The sequence below is a fragment of the Nocardia sp. CA-290969 genome, from assembly GCF_050936135.1.
Classification (GTDB): domain Bacteria; phylum Actinomycetota; class Actinomycetes; order Mycobacteriales; family Mycobacteriaceae; genus Nocardia.
Map to the genome: position 1 here is coordinate 7,830,299 of NZ_JBNJNJ010000001.1, position 16,808 is coordinate 7,847,106.

Below are 16,808 nucleotides of genomic sequence, written 5' to 3' on the forward strand. Positions count from 1 at the left end.
GTGCGGGGCGCTGTCCGGGGCTCATTAGACTCGTGCGGGTGACACATTCCCAGAGGCCCGTTCTTGTTGTCGACTTCGGTGCGCAGTACGCGCAGTTGATTGCCCGCCGGGTCCGGGAGGCCAGTGTCTACTCGGAGGTGGTGCCGCATACCGCGACAGTCGCCGAGATCGCCGAGAAGAAACCGCTGGCGGTGATCCTGTCCGGGGGCCCGGCCAGTGTGTACGCCGAGGGGGCGCCGGCGCTCGATTCTCGGCTCTTCGATCTCGACATCCCGGTTTTCGGTATCTGCTACGGCTTCCAGGCGATGGCGCAGGCGCTGGGCGGTACCGTGACGAATACGGGGACCCGCGAATACGGGCGCACCGAACTCGATGTCGACGGGGGACTGCTGCACGACGGTCTGCCCCGGCTGCAGCCGGTGTGGATGAGCCACGGGGACGCGGTCACCGACGCTCCGGAAGGGTTCGAGGTCACCGGCACCACGGTGGGTGCGCCGGTCGCGGCGTTCGAGAACCGGGCCCGGCGGCTGGCCGGCGTGCAGTACCACCCCGAGGTGCTGCATTCGCCGCACGGTCAGCAGGTGCTGAGCCGGTTCCTGCACGAGATGGCGGGTATCGCGCCGGACTGGACGCCGGCCAATATCGCCGAGGCCATGGTCGAAAAGGTGCGGGCGCAGATCGGTGCGGGGCATGCGATCTGCGGGCTGTCCGGCGGGGTGGACAGCGCGGTGGCGGGCGCGCTGGTGCAGCGTGCCATCGGCGACAGGCTGACCTGCGTTTTCGTCGATCACGGGCTGCTGCGCGCGGGCGAACGCGAACAGGTGCAGCGGGATTTCGTGGCCGCCACCGGAGCCCGGCTGGTCACCGTGGACGCGGTCGGCAAGTTCCTGGGCGAACTGAAGGGCGTCACCGACCCCGAGGAGAAGCGCAAGATCATCGGCCGCGAGTTCATCCGGTCCTTCGAGGACGCCGTGGGTGAGGTCGTCGGTGAGCAGACCGCGGGCGAGGAAGCGCCGGCGGTCGAGTATCTGGTGCAGGGAACCCTGTACCCGGACGTGGTGGAATCCGGCGGCGGCAGCGGGACCGCGAACATCAAATCGCATCACAATGTGGGCGGGCTGCCCGACGATCTCGAGTTCGAGCTGGTCGAGCCGCTGCGGCTGCTGTTCAAGGACGAGGTCCGCGCGGTCGGCCGTGAGCTCGGCCTGCCGGAGGAGATCGTGGCGCGGCAGCCGTTCCCGGGTCCGGGGCTGGCCATCCGGATCATCGGTGAGGTCACCGAGGACCGATTGCAGACGCTGCGGCAGGCCGACGCCATCGCCCGCGAGGAACTCACCGCGGCCGGGCTGGACGGGCAGATCTGGCAGTGTCCGGTCGTGCTGCTCGCCGATGTGCGCAGTGTCGGGGTGCAGGGCGACGGCCGCACCTACGGGCATCCGATCGTGCTGCGACCGGTGTCCAGTGAGGATGCGATGACCGCGGACTGGACCCGGTTGCCGTACGAGGTGCTGGAGCGGATCTCGACCCGGATCACCAATGAGGTGCGCGAGGTCAACCGGGTGGTCCTGGATGTGACGAGTAAGCCGCCGGGCACCATCGAATGGGAATGAGCCGGAAACGGACCGCCCGGACTCTCCTCCGAGAGTCCGGGCGGTCCGGTATCCGGGGTCGTACTCGACGAGCACGGTCCGATCGGGCTACCTGCGTTTCCGCGGGGAGAGCACCAGCGCCAGGCCCGCGACGATAGCCGCCGCCACGATGATCCAGCCGACCGGGATCATGGCCGCGAACTCCCACTGAGCCGGCCCGATGAGCGCCCAGATGCTCACCAGCAACGCCAGCAGCCCGGTCACGAACAGGCCGAGGGAGAACCGGCCCGAGCGCCGAACGTCACCTGCCGGACCGCCGAACATCTCGCCCTGCGGTTTCGTTGTCTGCTCAGCCACGACGCACCTCCGCTTCACCCATCCGGACCTCCACATTCAGATTCAGCACCGGCGCGTCCCCGCCGGGACCGGTGAGCCCGTCCGGGCAGTTCGCCTCACCCATCCGGACGGTGCAGTCGGTGCGCACATTCATGTTCTCGGGGACCAGCACCACGGCCTCACCCATCTGGACCGAGACGTCGACCGTTTTGTTCTCGGTCAATTCGATACCGCGCAGATCCAGGGTGCCCGACCCCATGGTGACCGCGTATTCCGGTCGTACCTCACCGGCCGCTGCGGGGGCCCAGGTGCGATCGCCCACGGTGGAGTCCTGGAAATCCACCGGACCGACCGCAGCGGCCAGGATGACGAACGCCGCCAGCGGGGCGGTCACCAGCAGCAGGCCGTGCCCCCGGCGCCGGAACGCACCGAGCATCAGCCCCAGGCCGATCACCGCCAGCGCGACGGCGGCGATCCGGCCCGGGGTCATCCAGTCGGCACCCGCCGCCGCGACCGCTCCGGCGCCCGCCGCGGCCAGGATGGCCAGGCCGAGGACAACCAGGGTGAAGCGGGAGCGGGGACGTTTCTCGGTGACGGTCGCCACCGGGTGTGCCGGGGTGGGTTCGGGCAGGTCCCAGGCCAGCGGTGCGACACCCAGCGGATCCCAGGCCGGCGGCGTGCGGTCGGTGAGCCCGGCGGATTTGCTCAACCCGACGGTCGGGCCGGGAGACCCCGGACGGTTCCCGCCGGGGGCGGGGAACGTTTTCCCGCCGGACGACTGTGCGTCGGCGTGGGGAGCGGGACCGTCCGCCGCGGGGTCCGCCGATGTCGCCGGGTCGGTAGGCGTGGCCGGGTCGGCCGACGACAGCGGGGAGGGCGATGTGAACGGGCCGGGGGAGGTTACGGGGCCGGTCGCCGCGGTGCCGTCGGTGGATGCGGTCCGATCGGCCGACCTGGCCGGACCGGCTGTGCGCGGACCGGGGTCGGCGGGAGCGACCGACAGCCGCGGACCCGAATCGGGGGTGGTCGCGTCGGGTGTCGATGCGGAGCCGGTCGCGCCCTGCACGGGGTCGCCGTGCTGCCCGGTCGGCGGCGTATCGGCATCGTGGCCGGCCGGCCGTTCCGTAGCGGTTCCACCGGCGCCGTCCGGCCCGGCGGCCGAAACGGCCGGGCCCTGGGGCGCGGCGGCGACCGGGGGATTCTCGCCGGTCGGCGCCGGGGCGTCCGGCACGTACCGGTCCGGCAGCTTCGTATACGGCGTGTAGATGCCGGTGATATGCGAGGTGTAGGGGTCCACCCCCGCCTGCGGGAAAGCGGTGCCGGGATACCCGGTCGTGCCGGGGGCCACCGGCGCCTCCGTGCCGCCCGCGGGCAGCGGCGGCGGCTGCGGGGAGCGCAGGTACAGCATCCACCAGCCCGCCAGCATGAGCGCCAGGGCGATCACACCCGAACCGCCGAGCCCCACCCCCACCGGGCCCATCGTGCTCACCGCGATGGCCAGCGCCACGATCAGCACGATCGTCTTGGTCTGGTTGTGCGAATCGGGCCGTTTCCGGCCGAGCGATTCCGCCATCGACGTACCCTCGCCGGGTTCGGGGAACAGCAGCCACCCGAGCAGGTACAGCACGATTCCGGCGCCGCCGAAAATGGTGGACACCACGAACGCCACCCGCACCAGCACCGGATCGACGCCGTAGCGATGCCCGACCCCGGCCGCGACCCCGGCGACCGGCCCGTGCCGGGGCAGCCGTGCCGGCCGGGTCTGCCACATCTGCTGGAGCTGGTCACCGAAGCTGGTTCGCGTCATGACTTCATAGTCCGCTCGCCGTGGCCTTTCCCACATCGGGGTGAACCCTGAAACTGTGTCTTTGGCGCCGCCTCCGGCGGCGCGGGGTTCGGGGCCCCCCTTTGTCTCGTTCTTCACTCCTCCGCTCCTCCGCTTCGCTCCCCCGCTCCGTCGCTCCAGAACGAGACGGGCCCCGAACCACGGATGCCGACCATCCGGGGGTATGACTTCGGGGTGCTCCGTGCGTCGAAGGTGGGGCCCTATCAATCCCTGGTTTCGCTCCTCCGCGCTGTGTTCGACTGCGCATCCTCCGGCGCGTCGCCAGTTCGAGGCCCCGAAGTCTCGTTCTTCACTACGCCGCTCCAGGACGAGACAGGGCCCGAACCATGGAGGTCGACCGTGCGGGGCGTGATTTTCGGGGTGCTCCGCGCCTCGGGGGTGGGCCCTATCGACCACTGGTCTTCAACTCTCCGCTCCAGAGTGAGACGGGCCCCGAACTTCCGGAACGAGACGGGTCCCGAACCGCGGAGGTGGGCCGATGTGCGGTGGGTGGAGGAGCGCTGCGCCGGCCGCGGGGTCACGCGCGGTGTACGGCTTCGCGGTGTTGTCGCAGCCTGTGCGGGGTAGATGGGGGTGTTTCCCCATGGTCATGGGGGTGCGGGCGTGCCAATATCGAGGGTATGTGCCCCTTCGGACCTGCCTTTTATGCTCGGGGCGCCACCCGCCCCGTGATCGAACCGGGGGTCGAGGGTGGGCGGTTGATGCGCCGGTCCGGTGGCCGGATCGTCGGCGGGGTCGCCGGTGGGGTGGCCGATCACCTCGGCATCGACGTGCTCAAGGTGCGGATGGTGTTCGTCCTGCTGTCCGCGCTGGCCGGGGCGGGCATCGTCGCCTACGGGTTGCTGTGGATCTTCACTCCCGGCGGTGCGGACGACACGCAGCCCTCCGGGACCGAACGCCGGCAGGCGATCGGGCTGGCGCTGCTGGGCCTCGGACTGTCGGTGGCGGTGTCGTGGGCGTTCAGCGGTACCGCGGCCCGGGTGATCGCGCCGCTGCTGGTGATCGCGGTGGGCGCGGCACTGGTGTGGCGGGAGTACGACGCCGACGGGCCGCGGTCACTGGTCGGGATACCGGCGAAACCGTCGGTGGTCACCTGGTCACGGATCATTGCGGGAGTCACGCTGGTCGTCGTGGGCTTGGCGGTGGTCGTGGTGTCGCAGGTCGATTGGGGCTCGCTCGGGTCGGCGCTGCTGGCGGTGGCGGCGACCCTGATCGGGGTGGGGCTGCTGACGGTGCCGCTCGGCCTGCGGATGATGCATTCGCTGAACGCCGAACGCGCGGCCCGCATCCGCACCGAGGAACGCGACGAGATCGCCTCGCATCTGCACGACTCCGTGCTGCAGACGCTGGCGCTGATCCAGCGGCAGTCCGGCGACCCGCAGGAGGTGCTGCGCCTGGCGCGCAGCCAGGAACGGGAACTGCGCCGCTGGCTGTTCGCCGATTCCGGCCCCGCCGAATCCAGCCTGGCGGCGGCGCTGCGCACCATTGCCGGTGAGGTCGAGGATCAGCACGGCGTGAAGGTCACCCCGGTCACCGTGGGTGATGTCGCGATGGACGGTGCCGGCAGCGGAGCCGGCCTGCCGCGCGAACATTTCACCGCGCTCCTCGGCGCTACCCGCGAGGCGCTGGTGAACGCGGCGAAACATGCCGGTGTCGCCGAGATCGATCTGTTCGCCGAGACCGAACCTCACCAGGTGAGTGTGTTCGTCCGCGACCGCGGCACCGGTTTCGACCCCGATTCGGTTCCGGAGGATCGGCACGGCCTCACCCGCTCCATTCGTGCACGGGTGGAGCGCCGGGGCGGCACGGTAGAGATCGTCTCGTCGCCCGGCCAGGGCACCGAGGTGCGCATCATCATGCCGCGCAGCGATTCCGGGTCGGAGCCGGAGACAGCGGCGGACGAGGACGACCGTGCGCATGCATCTGGCTCTGCTCGAACGGCGGAATCCTTGCGGCGATCCGATCCGATACCACGCTGAGGGGTTTTCACCGGCGTGGGTAGGCTTGGGTGCCGAGACGAAATTCAACGGAACCAGCGGCGGTGCCGAGTCCAGCGAGGCCCTTGGAGGTTTCGGCCCGTCCCGGCTGTCAGCGCTCGATGCGATGCGGCGAAGCCGCGAGTGTCGAGCGCTGACAGCCGGGACCAAGGGGGCCGAAACCAGCGGCGCCGCAGGCGCCGCAAAGGAGACACAGTGCGGGTTTTTCTGGTCGACGACCACGCGGTGTTCCGGTCCGGGGTGCGGGCGGAGTTGAGCCGGGAAACCGATATGGAGGTGGTCGGGGAAGCCGGGGGTGTGGCCGAGGCCGTGGCCGGGATCAACGACGCGAAACCCGATGTGGTGCTGCTCGATGTGCATATGCCCGATGGGGGCGGGGTGGCGGTGTTGCACGGGATCGACAGTGGGCCGGTGTGTCTGGCGCTGAGTGTTTCCGACGCCGCCGAGGATGTGATCGCGGTGATCCGGGCGGGCGCGCGCGGTTATGTGACGAAAACTATTTCCGGGGCCGAACTGGCGGAGGGTATCCGGCGGGTGGCCGGTGGTGACGCCGTTTTCAGCCCGCGGCTGGCCGGTTTCGTACTGGACTCCTTCACCGGGAAATCACCGGTACCCGAGCCCCCGCTGGACCCCGAACTCGATTCGCTGACCCCGCGGGAGCTGGAGGTACTGCGACTGCTGGCGCGGGGCTACACCTACCGGGAGATCGCCGAAAAGCTGTTCATCTCGGTGAAAACGGTGGAAACCCACGCATCGAACGTGCTGCGCAAAACCCAGCAGTCCAACCGCAACGCCCTCACCCGCTGGGCCCACCGCCGCCGAATCGACTGACCCGGCTCCCTGGACAGCTACACCGAACCCGCGCCGCCGGAGGCGGCGCAGTTAGATACTGTGCAGGCCGCGGACCGATCGGGTGACCGTGAACTTCCGGTTGCGGCCCATCACTTCGGTGCGGCCGACCATCCGTTCGACCACCGTGCGGTGGTTGAGATGGTTGTTGTAGACCGTCCACAGTTCGCCGCCGGGCCGTAGTACCCGGCCGGTCTGGGTGAACATCTTGATGGCCGAACCGGTGTGCACCGCCGCGCCCACATGGAACGGGGGATTGCATACGACGAGGTCGGCGCTGTTGTCGGCGGCGGCCGACATGGCATCGTCGCGGACGACGGTGATCCGGCCGGCGACCTGATTGGCCGCGGCGGTGGCCGTTGCGGAGGCGACCGCGGCCGCTGATTGGTCGGTGCCCGTGACCGCGAGACCGGGGCGGGACCGGGCGAGTGCGACCGCCAGGATCCCGGTGCCGCAACCGAGGTCGACGGCGTCCCGGGCGTCGGGTTTCATGGCGCGCAGATGTTCGAGCAGGAAGCGGGTGCCGATATCCAGGCGTGCCCCGGAGAAGGCGGCACCGTGGGCGACCACGTCGATATCCAGCTCACCGATGTGCTCACGTACCGGAAACCGGGGTTCTCCCACCGGTTTCGGGCCGCGTACCAGCAGGGTGCGGGATTTCTGCCGGCCGCGGCTGGCCCGGACCTCGGCGAAGGATTCGGCGAGCACCTCGTTCATCGCTTTGGTCAGGTATTTGTCCCGGCCGCCGGCGAATACGCGGACCTCGGGGTGGGCGTAGCGGGCGATGGCGTCGGCGATTTCGGCGAGACCGGCCAGCACCCGGGGGAGCCGCAGCAGCACCACTGTGGCGCCGGCCAGCAGGGTTTCGTCGAGGGCGTGTGCGGTGTAGCGGTCGGTGAGGCCGAGGGTGCGGGCGTTGGCGGCGAGGGCGAGTTCACCGGTGAGCAGGTCCTGGTGGACCCGGATACGGTGCAGGTCATGGCCTGCGGCGGCGCCCAGCGTGAGCGCACCGTAGTTGTCGCCGATCACCACGACTGTGCCGGGTTCGGCGGTGGCAAGGGTTTCCGCGGCGACGTCGAGGATCAGGCGGTCCGCGGCATCGACGGCATACAGGTTGGCGGCCTCCACATCCGGATAGCGGCGCAACCTTCCCAGTAGGTCCTCCACGTCTCGCACCAGACAAGTGTGCTAGATCGTTGCCGGGCGCTGCCGCCCGGCCCGGTGGATACGCTCGCCGGACGGTGTTTCCGGCGGTCGCGCGGCTCCGGCGCCCGGGCCGGTGGCACACCGTGCGAGTGCACGTTCCCGCAGTACAGTGCCTGCCGCGGTTAGCATCGGGCTCATGCGTACCGGGCGTGTTCTGGTGGTGACCGCGATGCTGGCGTGTCTCGCGGGGTGTGCCGATTCGGGGTCGACGTCGCCGGTTAGCTCTTCCCCCGCGAACCCGGGGCCACCCAGTGCCCAGGCGGGCACGCCGGGCTTGCCGGTGCCGATACCGCTACCGGGTGAGCAGATGCCCGCGCCCGACGATACCGTGCCGAAGCAGGCCGAGGCCTCGCCGGACGCCATGCTGACGGTGACCGATATCCGGATGAGCCGGCATGCGGGCTTCGACCGGGTCGAATACTTCCTGGGCGGCCCCGGCACTCCCGGGTGGAGTGTGTGGTACACCGGTCGTGCCGTCCAGGACGGTAGTGGCCGGGAGTTGGATGTGGCGGGAGAATCCGTGCTCGAGGTGCGGATCACCGGTTCGGCCTATCCGTTCGACAGTGGCGCGGCCCCCTACGCCGGCCCGGACCCGGCAGTCGACCCGGCGGTTCCCGGGGTCGCCGGGGTGTACCGGACCACGGTGTTCGAGGGGATCACCCAGTCGTTCATCGGGGTCGCCGCCGACGAACCGGGGTTCACGGTGACCTCGGCGGCCATGCCGAATCGACTGGTCGTCGATATCGCCACCGGTTGATCACGGGTATCGGTTGATCGACAAATCGGAGCCTGGGGGGTCGAAAACCGACTCGACCCAGTACGGTTGTCAGCACCGGTGGCTCAGATGTCCGGCGCGCCGGGGCGAGAATACGGGGTCGTGGGCATCCGAGGGGAGTTTCAAGACCGATGCGACGACTCGAACGAGCCGGCCTCGCCGCCGCCGCGGCAGCGCTGGTCGCCGGCGGGTTCATCACCGCCTGCTCCAGCACAGTGTCCGGTACCGCCGAGGTGAACCAGGGCGAGTTGCAGCTGTACAAGTCGGAGGTGACGTCCTCATCGGCCGCGGCATCGTCGTCGCGCGCTGCCGCCGCGGCGGCCGCCGCGACCGACGTATGCGAGGCGCTGCGCGACCACAACAATCCCGCGGTCGACGCGTTCAACGCCTATATCGATGCCAGCGACAGCAAAGCGCCGGATGTCGAGCCGAAGAAGGGCGCCGCGATCACCGCGCTGCGCGATACCGCGAGCAAGATCGACGACGAGCTGAACCCCGATGTTCCCAACGAGGTCTCGACGCCGATGCGCACCTACCGCGACAATCTGAACAACCTCGCCGATCTGCTGGAACGCAATGCGTCGGTGGAAGAGGTGAACGGTCAGATCGATACGTTCAACGCGGACAAGGACGCGGCGTTCGACGCCTGCGAACCGTACTGAGCCGCCGCGCGATTCATTCGTAGAGGCCCTCGACGCACCACTGATCGTCGCGGGCGAGCAGCAGCAGGCTGTGCGGCCCCGGGAGTTCCACCTGGGCGCGGGCGGCCGGTACCGCGCCGGGCGACCACCAGAGCTCGTCGAGCAGCCACGGCCCGGCCCACGCGGTGAGCCGCCAGCTGGACCTACCCCAGCGCAACCGCGCGGGCGGACCACTGAACAGGCCGCGCTCGGTGATCCGGACGGGCGCGCCGTCGGCGGTTTCGAGGGTGACGCGCGGCCGGTCGACCATGATCACCGCGGGCGCCGGTTCCGGTATCCGCCCCGGCCACGGCGGCGCCGGATCGGACTCGGGTGCCGCTTCGTCGCCGAAGGTGACCATGGTGATGCGTTCGGCGGGCCCGCGGCCGCCGCTGAGCACCCCGACCCGCACCGCGTCACCGCCGAGCAGCCCCTGCACCCGGACCAGCGCGCGCAGGGCACGTTCGTCACCGGACCCCGTATCGCCCCACAGCCCCAGCTGCAACGCCGCGGCCGGCACCACCTCCACCGGGATCAGGTGCAGCACGGTGATCGGCGCGGTGGGCCGGCCGCCGTGCGGGCGGGTGAGCCAGCCGTCCAATTGCCAGCGCACCCGGTCGGCCACGCCGTCGGCGGTCAGCGGTTCGGCGCAGCGCCAGACCCGCGACAGTTGTTCACCGGCTTCGGTTTCCGCGCGGATCTCCAGCCGGGTACAGGCCAGCGACGCGGCGGACAGGGCCGCGGTGAGCCGGGTGGCGAGCAGGCGTCCGGTGAAGGCCGCGGTATCGACCCGGTCGATCGGCGGGTCGCAGGGGAGCCGTACGTCCACGTCCGGGGGCAGGGCCCGGGGCGCCGGCGGGCGATCCGGTAGTGCGCGGGCGAGCCGGTGGGCCAGCACCGCGTCGGCGCCGAAACGCGAGGTGACCTGCGCGGTGCTCAGGGCGGCGAAATCGCCGATCCGGCGTAACCCCAGCCGGTGCAGCAGATCCAGCAGCGCCGCGCGTTCCCGCTCGGCGGGGCCGGGTTCGGCGGCCAGTTCGGTGATCGGCAGCGGGGCCAGGAACCGCGCGTCCCCGCCGGCGGGGACGAGTGCGCCGTGCCGGGCGGCGATGATCGCCGTCGGGAGTTCGTCGGCGATCCCGATCCGCGCCTCCACCCCGGCGGTCGCGGTCGCGGCGAGCAACTTCCGGACGGCCGCCTCGGCGGAGCCGAAATACCGGATCACCCCCCGCGCGGGGAGAGCGAGCAAACCGGGTCGCAGCACCTCCACGCCGGAGGCGAGACCGTCGACGGCCGCGGCGACCGGTTCGAACAGGCGCGCGTCGCGGTCCGGGTCGGGTGCGGCGATATGCAGCTCGGGACAGCGGCTCTGCGCTTCGCGTTTGCGCATCCCGCGGCGCACACCGGCCTCCCGGGCGGTGGCCGAACAGATGACGACCCGGTTCGCGTGCAGCACCGCCACCGGCTGCTCGGCGGGCAGCCCGGCGCCGGCCGCCGCCGCGACCGCGGGCCAGTCGGGACACCAGACCGCCAGTACTCGCGGGGTCATCGGTCCACCGATCTACCCCGTGCGGGGTGCTGGATGTCGGCGAAGGAGGGCCGGCGCACGAGGCCGCCGAGCAGGCAGGCCGGCCGGACACCGCCCGAAACCCGATCGGTCTGTTCGGCACCGGCGCCGCGGAGTATCCCGGCGGGCCGGGTGAGTCGGCCGCCGATCGGCAGAGCAGCGTTGTTATCGGCCGGTCGGGGCAGGTAGCCGCGGGCCGGTGCGGGCCCGGCCGGATACAGTTCGCAGGCGACGCCGACGGGGGCGGGTTGCAGCCGGGTGGGTTCGTCGCCGATCGGCCGGGAAACCCGACGGGGATTATCGGCGGGCGAAGGGGAAACCCGGCGCCATCGCGGGCCGTGGGACCGGTGCGCGATTCGGGGCATGATCCGGTCAGGAAGCAACAGAGTTCTCCTGACCTGCCGTTTCCGGCTGATCCGAGGTAGGCGCCGCGGCGCCGGCGCCGGGGACGATCCACTCGACCCGGCCGCCGAGCGGTCGCGCGGCCAGCCGGCCCCGGACCGGGACGCCGGTTCTGCCGCGGACCTCGATATCGAGGCTGATGGAGCGGATCCGCCCGTTGCCCGTGCCGAGCCCGGTGTAGCCGGCGACGCGGCTTTCCAGCCGCAGGTCCGGGGCGGGCCAGGACCCATCGGTGACGAGCAGTGTGGCGTCTTTTGCGCGGGCTTTCGCGGCGAGTACCCGGGCGCGGGCGGGGGCGATCGCCGCGTCGCCTAGGCCGAGGACCACCAGTTCCATCCCGTCGAGCAATACCGCAGCGACTTCTATCGGGTCGTGGCCGGCGTCGGGGATCACCGCGAGCCGGTCCAGCCGGGCGCCCATCTCGGCGGCGGCGAGCAGCCCGAGCCGGGGTACACCGACCGCGGCCACATGCCCGCCCGGTCCGGTGACAGCGGCGAGCAGCCCGGCCAGCAATGCTCCGGCACCGGTGTAGCTCACTACCGAACCTTTGACCAGACCGCGGTCGGGCAGCAGCGGGGCAAGGGCGGGCGGTACGGGCAGGACTTCGTGCCGCACCGCGGCCGCCGAGGTGACCGGCGCCGGGGAAACCGGTGCGCAAATACCGCTCGCGCCGTGGTGCGCGGCGCCGGGGCTGCGCCCGCGGTTGCCGCCCGCCGCGTGTGCCCGCCGTAGTTCGGCCAGTTCCCGCAGGCGTGCACCGCTGGCCTTCGCCATAACTCTTCTCACCTGCTTCCGCAACGACGCCGGGAGCCCGCCGGCCGCGTCACCGAAATGGCCACCGCCGCCCGAGCTGTTGTGTTCGATTGCCCCGCCTGTGCCAGGACGGCTTCGGCCTACCGCGGTCTCGGGTCTGCACCCTCCGCTGTGTTGATCTGCGCCGTCTCCGGCATCGCCGGTGCTGTGTCATGGCGCCGCATCCGGCGGCGCGGATACGGGGCCTCCGGAGTCTCGGTCTTCACTCCGACGCTCCTTCGCCTGTCGCTCCGGAACCGGGCGGGCCCCGAACCGGGCGAGCCGAACTTTTACCCACAATTCGAACATACATTCGATATCGTAGCGCCGGAAGTCCGGGTCGGGAAGCTGCCCGGAATAGCTACGACCTGCGGTAGTGAACGCGATCACGTGCCATTCGCCGCCGGTTCCGAAACCGGTCGGCTACCACTGAATTCCGCTAGTCTCACAGCATGATCGATCGCCCCCGTCCCATCGTCGGCCCGGATTATCTGGTGGCCGGCCGGTACCGTCTGCAGTCGAAACTGGGCGGTGGCGGTATGGGGGCGGTATGGCTGGCGCACGACCGGCTGCTCGACCGTGACGTCGCGATCAAACAGGTGCTGTCCACGGCCGGCCTGGACGAGGCGGAGGCCCGCCAGATCCGCGACCGGATCGTGCACGAGGGGCGGGTCGCGGCGAAACTCTCCCATGAGCACGCCATCGCGGTCTACGACGTGGTGCTCGAGGCCGGTGAACCCTGGCTGGTGATGGAACATCTGCCCTCGCGCAGTGTCGCCCGCGCGCTCGGCCTGGTGAACACGCTCCCGGTGATCGAGGTCGCGCAGATCGGGGCCCAGGTCGCCGATGCGCTCGCCGCCGCGCACACCGTCGGGATCGTGCACCGCGATATCAAACCGGGCAATATCCTCGTCGCCGACCGGGGCCCGGCCGTCGGGATGGCGAAATTGAGCGATTTCGGTATCTCCCGCAATATCACCGAGGCCTCCGACGAGCCCGACGGCATGATCACCGGCACCCCGGCCTATCTGCCGCCGGAGGTCGCGCGCGGTGCCACGCCCACCGCCGCCAGCGATGTGTTCTCCCTCGGGGCCACCCTCTACACCGCCATAGAAGGTCAGCCGCCGTTCGGTATGGACGACGACACCGGCGCCATCGTGGAACGCGCCGCCATGGCGCAGATCATCCCGCCGTCGCGCAGCGGGGTGCTCACCCGCGCGCTGCTGCACATGATGGAACCGGCTCCGCAGCGCCGCCCGAGTATGGCGCAGGCGCGCGACGAGATCCTGGCCGCCGCGTTCGGCCCCGGCGCCGCCGACAATATCCTCGGCGCTCCGGTGCGCACCGAGGACGGCACCATCCCCGCTTGGGCGGCCCGTAACTCTGCCGCCGGCCTGCGTAGCCCTCGCTCCGGTCCGCTGCCCCGCCGCGCCCAGCCGCAGCCGGTGCACCAATCGCCGGCTCCCGCACAGACCGGGCGGGTGGGTGCCACGCAATCACCCAGCCCCACCGTGGCGGTCACCATCGGCCTGTTGATCGGGCTGGTCATCATCATCGTGATCCTGATGATGGTGATGTAGCCGAGCGGGGTGCATCCACGGTCGTGGTCATAGGCAGGGGCCTTTCACTATCGGGTTCGCCACGCCGTGTCCTCGGTATATCCCGGGTTTTCCGAGGTACGCCACGATCCGTCCGATCCGTTTTGCGAGCCGGTCCGTGCCCCATGGCAGGCCCTCCGGCGGTAAGGTCCGGTTTGTCTGTCTTTCCGTCGCGTCCGGGAACTCCACCGGGGGCCGTGATCGTTGGACGGACAGTTGGATATCGAGTAACAGCTCGAGCCGACGGTCGTGCCCCGGTATGGCCAACGAACTCCGAGAAAGGGATTTGCGGTGCGCGCCACAAGCAATCCGGTGTTGCGTAAAGCACTCGATTCGGTACGCTAGCCGCACCCATCGGCCGCTGTCCATAGAACGGCCGAGATCCTCTCCGAAGGGGTGCGTTTCGCGTGATCCGGTGTGGTGTGTATCTGCGGCAGTCCGACGATCCCAACGACGACACGCTGGCCATCAGCCGCCAGTGGAAAGAGATCGTCAGGGACATCTGCACCCCTCGCGGGTGGGAGCCCGTGCGCTACTGCGACAACGACCTCACCGCCGTCGGCCCGAAGCGCAACCTCCCGGACCGGGACCGCATGCTCGCCGACATCGAGGCCGGCGAGCTTCAGGCGATCGCATCCTGGGACCTTGACCGCCTGTATCGGGAGCCGGTCGACCTCGAGCGCATCATCGACGTCGCGGACCGGCACAGCACCCTGCTCGCCACCCTGACCGGGGACGTGGACCTGGGCACCGACAACGGCCGGCTGTTCGCCAGGATCAAGGGTGCGGTCGCCAAGGCGGAGACCGAGCGCCGGTCTGCCCGGCAGAAGTCGAAGTACCGGGAGCTGGCCGAGGCCGGCAAGAACCTGAACCACCGGCGCAGCTTCGGGCGCAACCACGACGGGTCGCTACACCCGCTGGAATCTGCGGCGCTTGCCGACGCCTACGAGAAGGTCCTCCAGGGCCACTCGCTGAACGGCATCTGCCAGGAATGGAACGCGCTCGGGATCACCACCACCCTCGGCAACAAGTGGAACTCACCCACCCAGCTCGCGCATGTGCTGAAGAACCCGCGCAACGCGGGCTGGAAAAGCTACTACCGCGTGGTCCTCGATGAGGCCGAGGTCGGCTGGGACCGGATCGTCTCGCCGGATGTGTGGCGGGCGGTCAACGACATCCTGGCCGAGCCGTCGCGCCGACCGGTCGACGTGGCGCGCAAGTACCAGCTGTCCGGGATCGCGCTGTGCGGAGATCGGTGCGCCGAGGAGGGGCAGGAGGTCACTGTGAAGGCGGCGATGACCACGAGCCGGCGCGAGCCGATATACCGGTGCCGGCGATGTCACCGTGTCGTGCAGCGGATCGAGCTGGTCGACGACCACATCAACGATCTGATCGTCGGGCGCCTGTCGAAGTCGGACGCGGCCGACCTCCTGGTCGACCAGAAACACCCGGACTTGGAGGAGAAGCGGGTCGAGGCAGCCGCTCTGCGGAGCCGATTGAAAACTCTCGCAATGAGTTTCGCTGACGGCGATATCGACAAGGATCAATTGCGGGCGGGTACCGAACGGGCGAAATCGAAACTGAAGGCGATCGAGCAGAGTATCGAGGATGCGAACCGCAGCCGCATATTCAAAGGCGTTGTCGGTAAAGAGAACGCGCCCAAATTCCGGGGTCTGCATCTGGATCGGCGGCGCGCGATTACCGCGAGCCTGATGTCTGTAACTCTGCTTCGCAGAAGCTTGCGTGATCCGTTTGATCCGGGCTTGGCGATGGTGGTCGACTGGAAGTCGCCGGCCGAAACTCAAACCTGAGCCCTTGTAACGTTTCTTATTTCAAGGAACGATTTCCGAGCAAATGTCCTGTGCGCCCGTTTTGTCGCGGCTAGGCTCTGCTCTGCCGGACGGGGGTCAGGTGATGCGTTCTCAGGTAATCGTGGGCTTGTTGTGTTTCGAAGGGTTTGGCTATGGCTGGAGTTCCTTTGGGCGGTATCGCGGAGCTATTCCGCAGTTGTGACGCAAGAGAATTGGGTCGTGCGTTGCTCGTCGACGGCGAGGAGGTCGGTGAGTTCCTCGCCGGTCGCCGCCCGATGGGGTCAGGGCAGATCGTCGCTGCTGCCTGTGCGGCGGGGGTGAATGCCTCCGGCCTCTTTCAGTTCACGTTGGACGTGGTCGAGGAACTCGCCGGCGTTCACGCCTAACGCTTGACATAGGGCGAGTAGGACGACGGCGGGGGCATCTCGCTTGCCGTCCTCGATGCGGCGGATGGTGATGGCCGGTATCCCGGTCAGTTCGTGCATGGCGGCGCGGCTGAGCTTTCGCTTCGCGCGTAAGGCTCGCAGGTTTGCGCCGATGATCGCATTGGCTGCGTCGGCGTCGATGAGGCGGTCGGCGTCCATGCGAGAAGTATCCGGGCCGCTCCAATGTCAATCAACCATACGGATCAAAAAGTGATCCGAGCGATGGTTGCTGCACGGTTGCGATTTGATCCAAATGGATCCTATAGTGATCCACATGGATCAAACGAGTGTCGCGGTGGGGGAGTCTGTCGGTCGAGCCCTTGACGCGGCCGATCTGAGCTTGCGTAAGGCTGCCGCACAGACCGGCATCCCGTACACGACGTTGCACCGCAAGATCAAAGGCCACGGCAAAACCGGCTTCACCATCAACGAACTTCTCAACATCGCCGAAGCGCTCGATATGAGCCTTTCGCAGCTCCTGCCGGAAGAGATTCGGCAGTGAGCGGCCCTGGTGACACGGCGTACGAACAGGCCAAAGCCGCCTGGGTCGCGAAGCAGCTCGAGGCGGCGCCTCCTCTGACCGAATGGCAGAAGCAGGTCATCCGGACTGCCTTCCGTACCCAGCCTCGGCCCGCCAAGCGGAAGCGGGGTGCTGCCGCATGAGCCGATGCCGGACCGCGCCCCTCGTGCTGCTCGCGACCGCCTGGTGTGCGTACGCCACCGGCCGGATCGGTCTAGACATTTTTCTGGCCGGTCTCGTCGCCGGGTTGTCGATGCTGGCGGTGTGCTGGCTGCCCGCCCTCCTTTACGCCGTCAACGCGCGGCGCCGCACACGGAGGGGAGGTGATTGATGTGCACGCCATCGAGGCATGGGTGCGCGGGCTGCTGACCCCCGCCCCGCTCCCCACCACGACCTACCAGATTCCGGCCCTGAC

At 69.4% G+C, this 16,808-nt stretch carries 15 protein-coding genes; 9 read left to right on the forward strand and 6 right to left on the reverse strand.

All coding sequences use genetic code 11. The annotated features are described in order from the left end of the window. The first annotated feature begins 38 nt into the window (after positions 1 to 38). A complete protein-coding gene (guaA, locus tag ACQEVO_RS35765) occupies positions 39 to 1,610 on the forward strand; it encodes a glutamine-hydrolyzing GMP synthase (protein WP_432922088.1) in 1,572 nt (523 codons plus the stop codon). Positions 1,611 to 1,697: 87 nt separating this feature from the next. Here the strand turns inward: guaA and ACQEVO_RS35770 are convergent, their stop codons facing one another. Both ACQEVO_RS35770 and ACQEVO_RS35775 read right to left on the reverse strand, forming a co-directional pair. After that, the gene (locus ACQEVO_RS35770) at positions 1,698 to 1,946 is read right to left on the reverse strand and encodes a hypothetical protein (protein WP_432922091.1); all 249 of its coding nucleotides are present in this window, start codon (positions 1,944 to 1,946) and stop codon (positions 1,698 to 1,700) included. Then, complete coding sequence (locus tag ACQEVO_RS35775; RefSeq protein WP_432922094.1) at positions 1,939 to 3,732, reverse strand: PspC domain-containing protein; 1,794 nt, start codon at positions 3,730 to 3,732, stop codon at positions 1,939 to 1,941. Before ACQEVO_RS35775 ends, ACQEVO_RS35770 begins: the two co-directional genes overlap by 8 nt. A 659-nt stretch (positions 3,733 to 4,391) precedes the next feature. On the opposite strand from ACQEVO_RS35775, the gene ACQEVO_RS35780 reads away from it, so the two are divergent. Together ACQEVO_RS35780 and ACQEVO_RS35785 are read left to right on the forward strand one after the other, a co-directional pair. Next, entirely contained in the window at positions 4,392 to 5,750 is a 1,359-nt protein-coding gene (locus ACQEVO_RS35780; protein ID WP_432922097.1) for an ATP-binding protein, read from the forward strand. 213 nt (positions 5,751 to 5,963) lie between these two features. Then, positions 5,964 to 6,599, forward strand: a complete 636-nt coding sequence (locus ACQEVO_RS35785) for a response regulator (protein ID WP_432922100.1) — start codon at positions 5,964 to 5,966, stop codon at positions 6,597 to 6,599. 51 nt (positions 6,600 to 6,650) lie between these two features. Here the strand turns inward: ACQEVO_RS35785 and ACQEVO_RS35790 are convergent, their stop codons facing one another. Beyond that, entirely contained in the window at positions 6,651 to 7,793 is a 1,143-nt protein-coding gene (locus ACQEVO_RS35790; protein WP_432922103.1) for a class I SAM-dependent methyltransferase, read from the reverse strand. Between the two features lie 166 nt (positions 7,794 to 7,959). Between ACQEVO_RS35790 and ACQEVO_RS35795 the strand changes: the two genes are divergently transcribed. Together ACQEVO_RS35795 and ACQEVO_RS35800 are read left to right on the forward strand one after the other, a co-directional pair. After that, a complete protein-coding gene (locus tag ACQEVO_RS35795; RefSeq protein ID WP_432922106.1) occupies positions 7,960 to 8,580 on the forward strand; it encodes an AMIN-like domain-containing (lipo)protein in 621 nt (206 codons plus the stop codon). A gap of 149 nt (positions 8,581 to 8,729) precedes the next feature. Continuing rightward, the gene (locus ACQEVO_RS35800) at positions 8,730 to 9,260 is read left to right on the forward strand and encodes a hypothetical protein (protein WP_432922109.1); all 531 of its coding nucleotides are present in this window, start codon (positions 8,730 to 8,732) and stop codon (positions 9,258 to 9,260) included. Between the two features lie 13 nt (positions 9,261 to 9,273). Here the strand turns inward: ACQEVO_RS35800 and ACQEVO_RS35805 are convergent, their stop codons facing one another. Further along, positions 9,274 to 10,827 (reverse strand): DNA polymerase Y family protein, encoded by a 1,554-nt coding sequence (locus ACQEVO_RS35805; RefSeq protein ID WP_432922112.1) that lies wholly within the window; start codon positions 10,825 to 10,827, stop codon positions 9,274 to 9,276. A 390-nt stretch (positions 10,828 to 11,217) separates the two neighbouring features. Then, on the reverse strand, positions 11,218 to 12,021 hold the full coding sequence (locus ACQEVO_RS35810) for a hypothetical protein (protein ID WP_432922115.1): 804 nt from the start codon (positions 12,019 to 12,021) through the stop codon (positions 11,218 to 11,220). A 470-nt stretch (positions 12,022 to 12,491) separates the two neighbouring features. On the opposite strand from ACQEVO_RS35810, the gene ACQEVO_RS35815 reads away from it, so the two are divergent. Together ACQEVO_RS35815 and ACQEVO_RS35820 are read left to right on the forward strand one after the other, a co-directional pair. Next, the gene (locus ACQEVO_RS35815; RefSeq protein ID WP_432922117.1) at positions 12,492 to 13,619 is read left to right on the forward strand and encodes a protein kinase domain-containing protein; all 1,128 of its coding nucleotides are present in this window, start codon (positions 12,492 to 12,494) and stop codon (positions 13,617 to 13,619) included. A gap of 440 nt (positions 13,620 to 14,059) precedes the next feature. Next, positions 14,060 to 15,448: a recombinase family protein gene (locus ACQEVO_RS35820; RefSeq protein ID WP_432922120.1), complete on the forward strand. Its 1,389-nt coding sequence runs from the start codon at positions 14,060 to 14,062 to the stop codon at positions 15,446 to 15,448. Between the two features lie 281 nt (positions 15,449 to 15,729). Here the strand turns inward: ACQEVO_RS35820 and ACQEVO_RS35825 are convergent, their stop codons facing one another. Beyond that, positions 15,730 to 16,032, reverse strand: coding sequence for a helix-turn-helix domain-containing protein (locus ACQEVO_RS35825; RefSeq protein ID WP_432922123.1), 303 nt, complete (start codon positions 16,030 to 16,032; stop codon positions 15,730 to 15,732). Positions 16,033 to 16,147: 115 nt separating this feature from the next. On the opposite strand from ACQEVO_RS35825, the gene ACQEVO_RS35830 reads away from it, so the two are divergent. Both ACQEVO_RS35830 and ACQEVO_RS35835 read left to right on the forward strand, forming a co-directional pair. Continuing rightward, positions 16,148 to 16,375 (forward strand): helix-turn-helix domain-containing protein, encoded by a 228-nt coding sequence (locus tag ACQEVO_RS35830; RefSeq protein ID WP_432922126.1) that lies wholly within the window; start codon positions 16,148 to 16,150, stop codon positions 16,373 to 16,375. A gap of 157 nt (positions 16,376 to 16,532) precedes the next feature. Then, entirely contained in the window at positions 16,533 to 16,724 is a 192-nt protein-coding gene (locus ACQEVO_RS35835) for a hypothetical protein (protein ID WP_432922129.1), read from the forward strand. The last annotated feature ends 84 nt before the right edge of the window (positions 16,725 to 16,808 follow it).

Excerpts from the sequence above, each read along its gene's own strand:
- ACQEVO_RS35810 (WP_432922115.1), bottom strand. The coding sequence starts at position 12,021 with ATGGCGAAGGCCAGCGGTGCACGCCTGCGGGAACTGGCCGAACTACGG.
- ACQEVO_RS35815 (WP_432922117.1), top strand. The coding sequence starts at position 12,492 with ATGATCGATCGCCCCCGTCCCATCGTCGGCCCGGATTATCTGGTGGCC.
- ACQEVO_RS35805 (WP_432922112.1), bottom strand. The coding sequence starts at position 10,827 with ATGACCCCGCGAGTACTGGCGGTCTGGTGTCCCGACTGGCCCGCGGTC.
- ACQEVO_RS35830 (WP_432922126.1), top strand. The coding sequence starts at position 16,148 with ATGGATCAAACGAGTGTCGCGGTGGGGGAGTCTGTCGGTCGAGCCCTT.
- ACQEVO_RS35795 (WP_432922106.1), top strand. The coding sequence starts at position 7,960 with ATGCGTACCGGGCGTGTTCTGGTGGTGACCGCGATGCTGGCGTGTCTC.
- ACQEVO_RS35800 (WP_432922109.1), top strand. The coding sequence starts at position 8,730 with ATGCGACGACTCGAACGAGCCGGCCTCGCCGCCGCCGCGGCAGCGCTG.
- ACQEVO_RS35825 (WP_432922123.1), bottom strand. The coding sequence starts at position 16,032 with ATGGACGCCGACCGCCTCATCGACGCCGACGCAGCCAATGCGATCATC.
- ACQEVO_RS35775 (WP_432922094.1), bottom strand. The coding sequence starts at position 3,732 with ATGACGCGAACCAGCTTCGGTGACCAGCTCCAGCAGATGTGGCAGACC.
- ACQEVO_RS35835 (WP_432922129.1), top strand. The coding sequence starts at position 16,533 with ATGAGCCGATGCCGGACCGCGCCCCTCGTGCTGCTCGCGACCGCCTGG.
- ACQEVO_RS35780 (WP_432922097.1), top strand. The coding sequence starts at position 4,392 with ATGTGCCCCTTCGGACCTGCCTTTTATGCTCGGGGCGCCACCCGCCCC.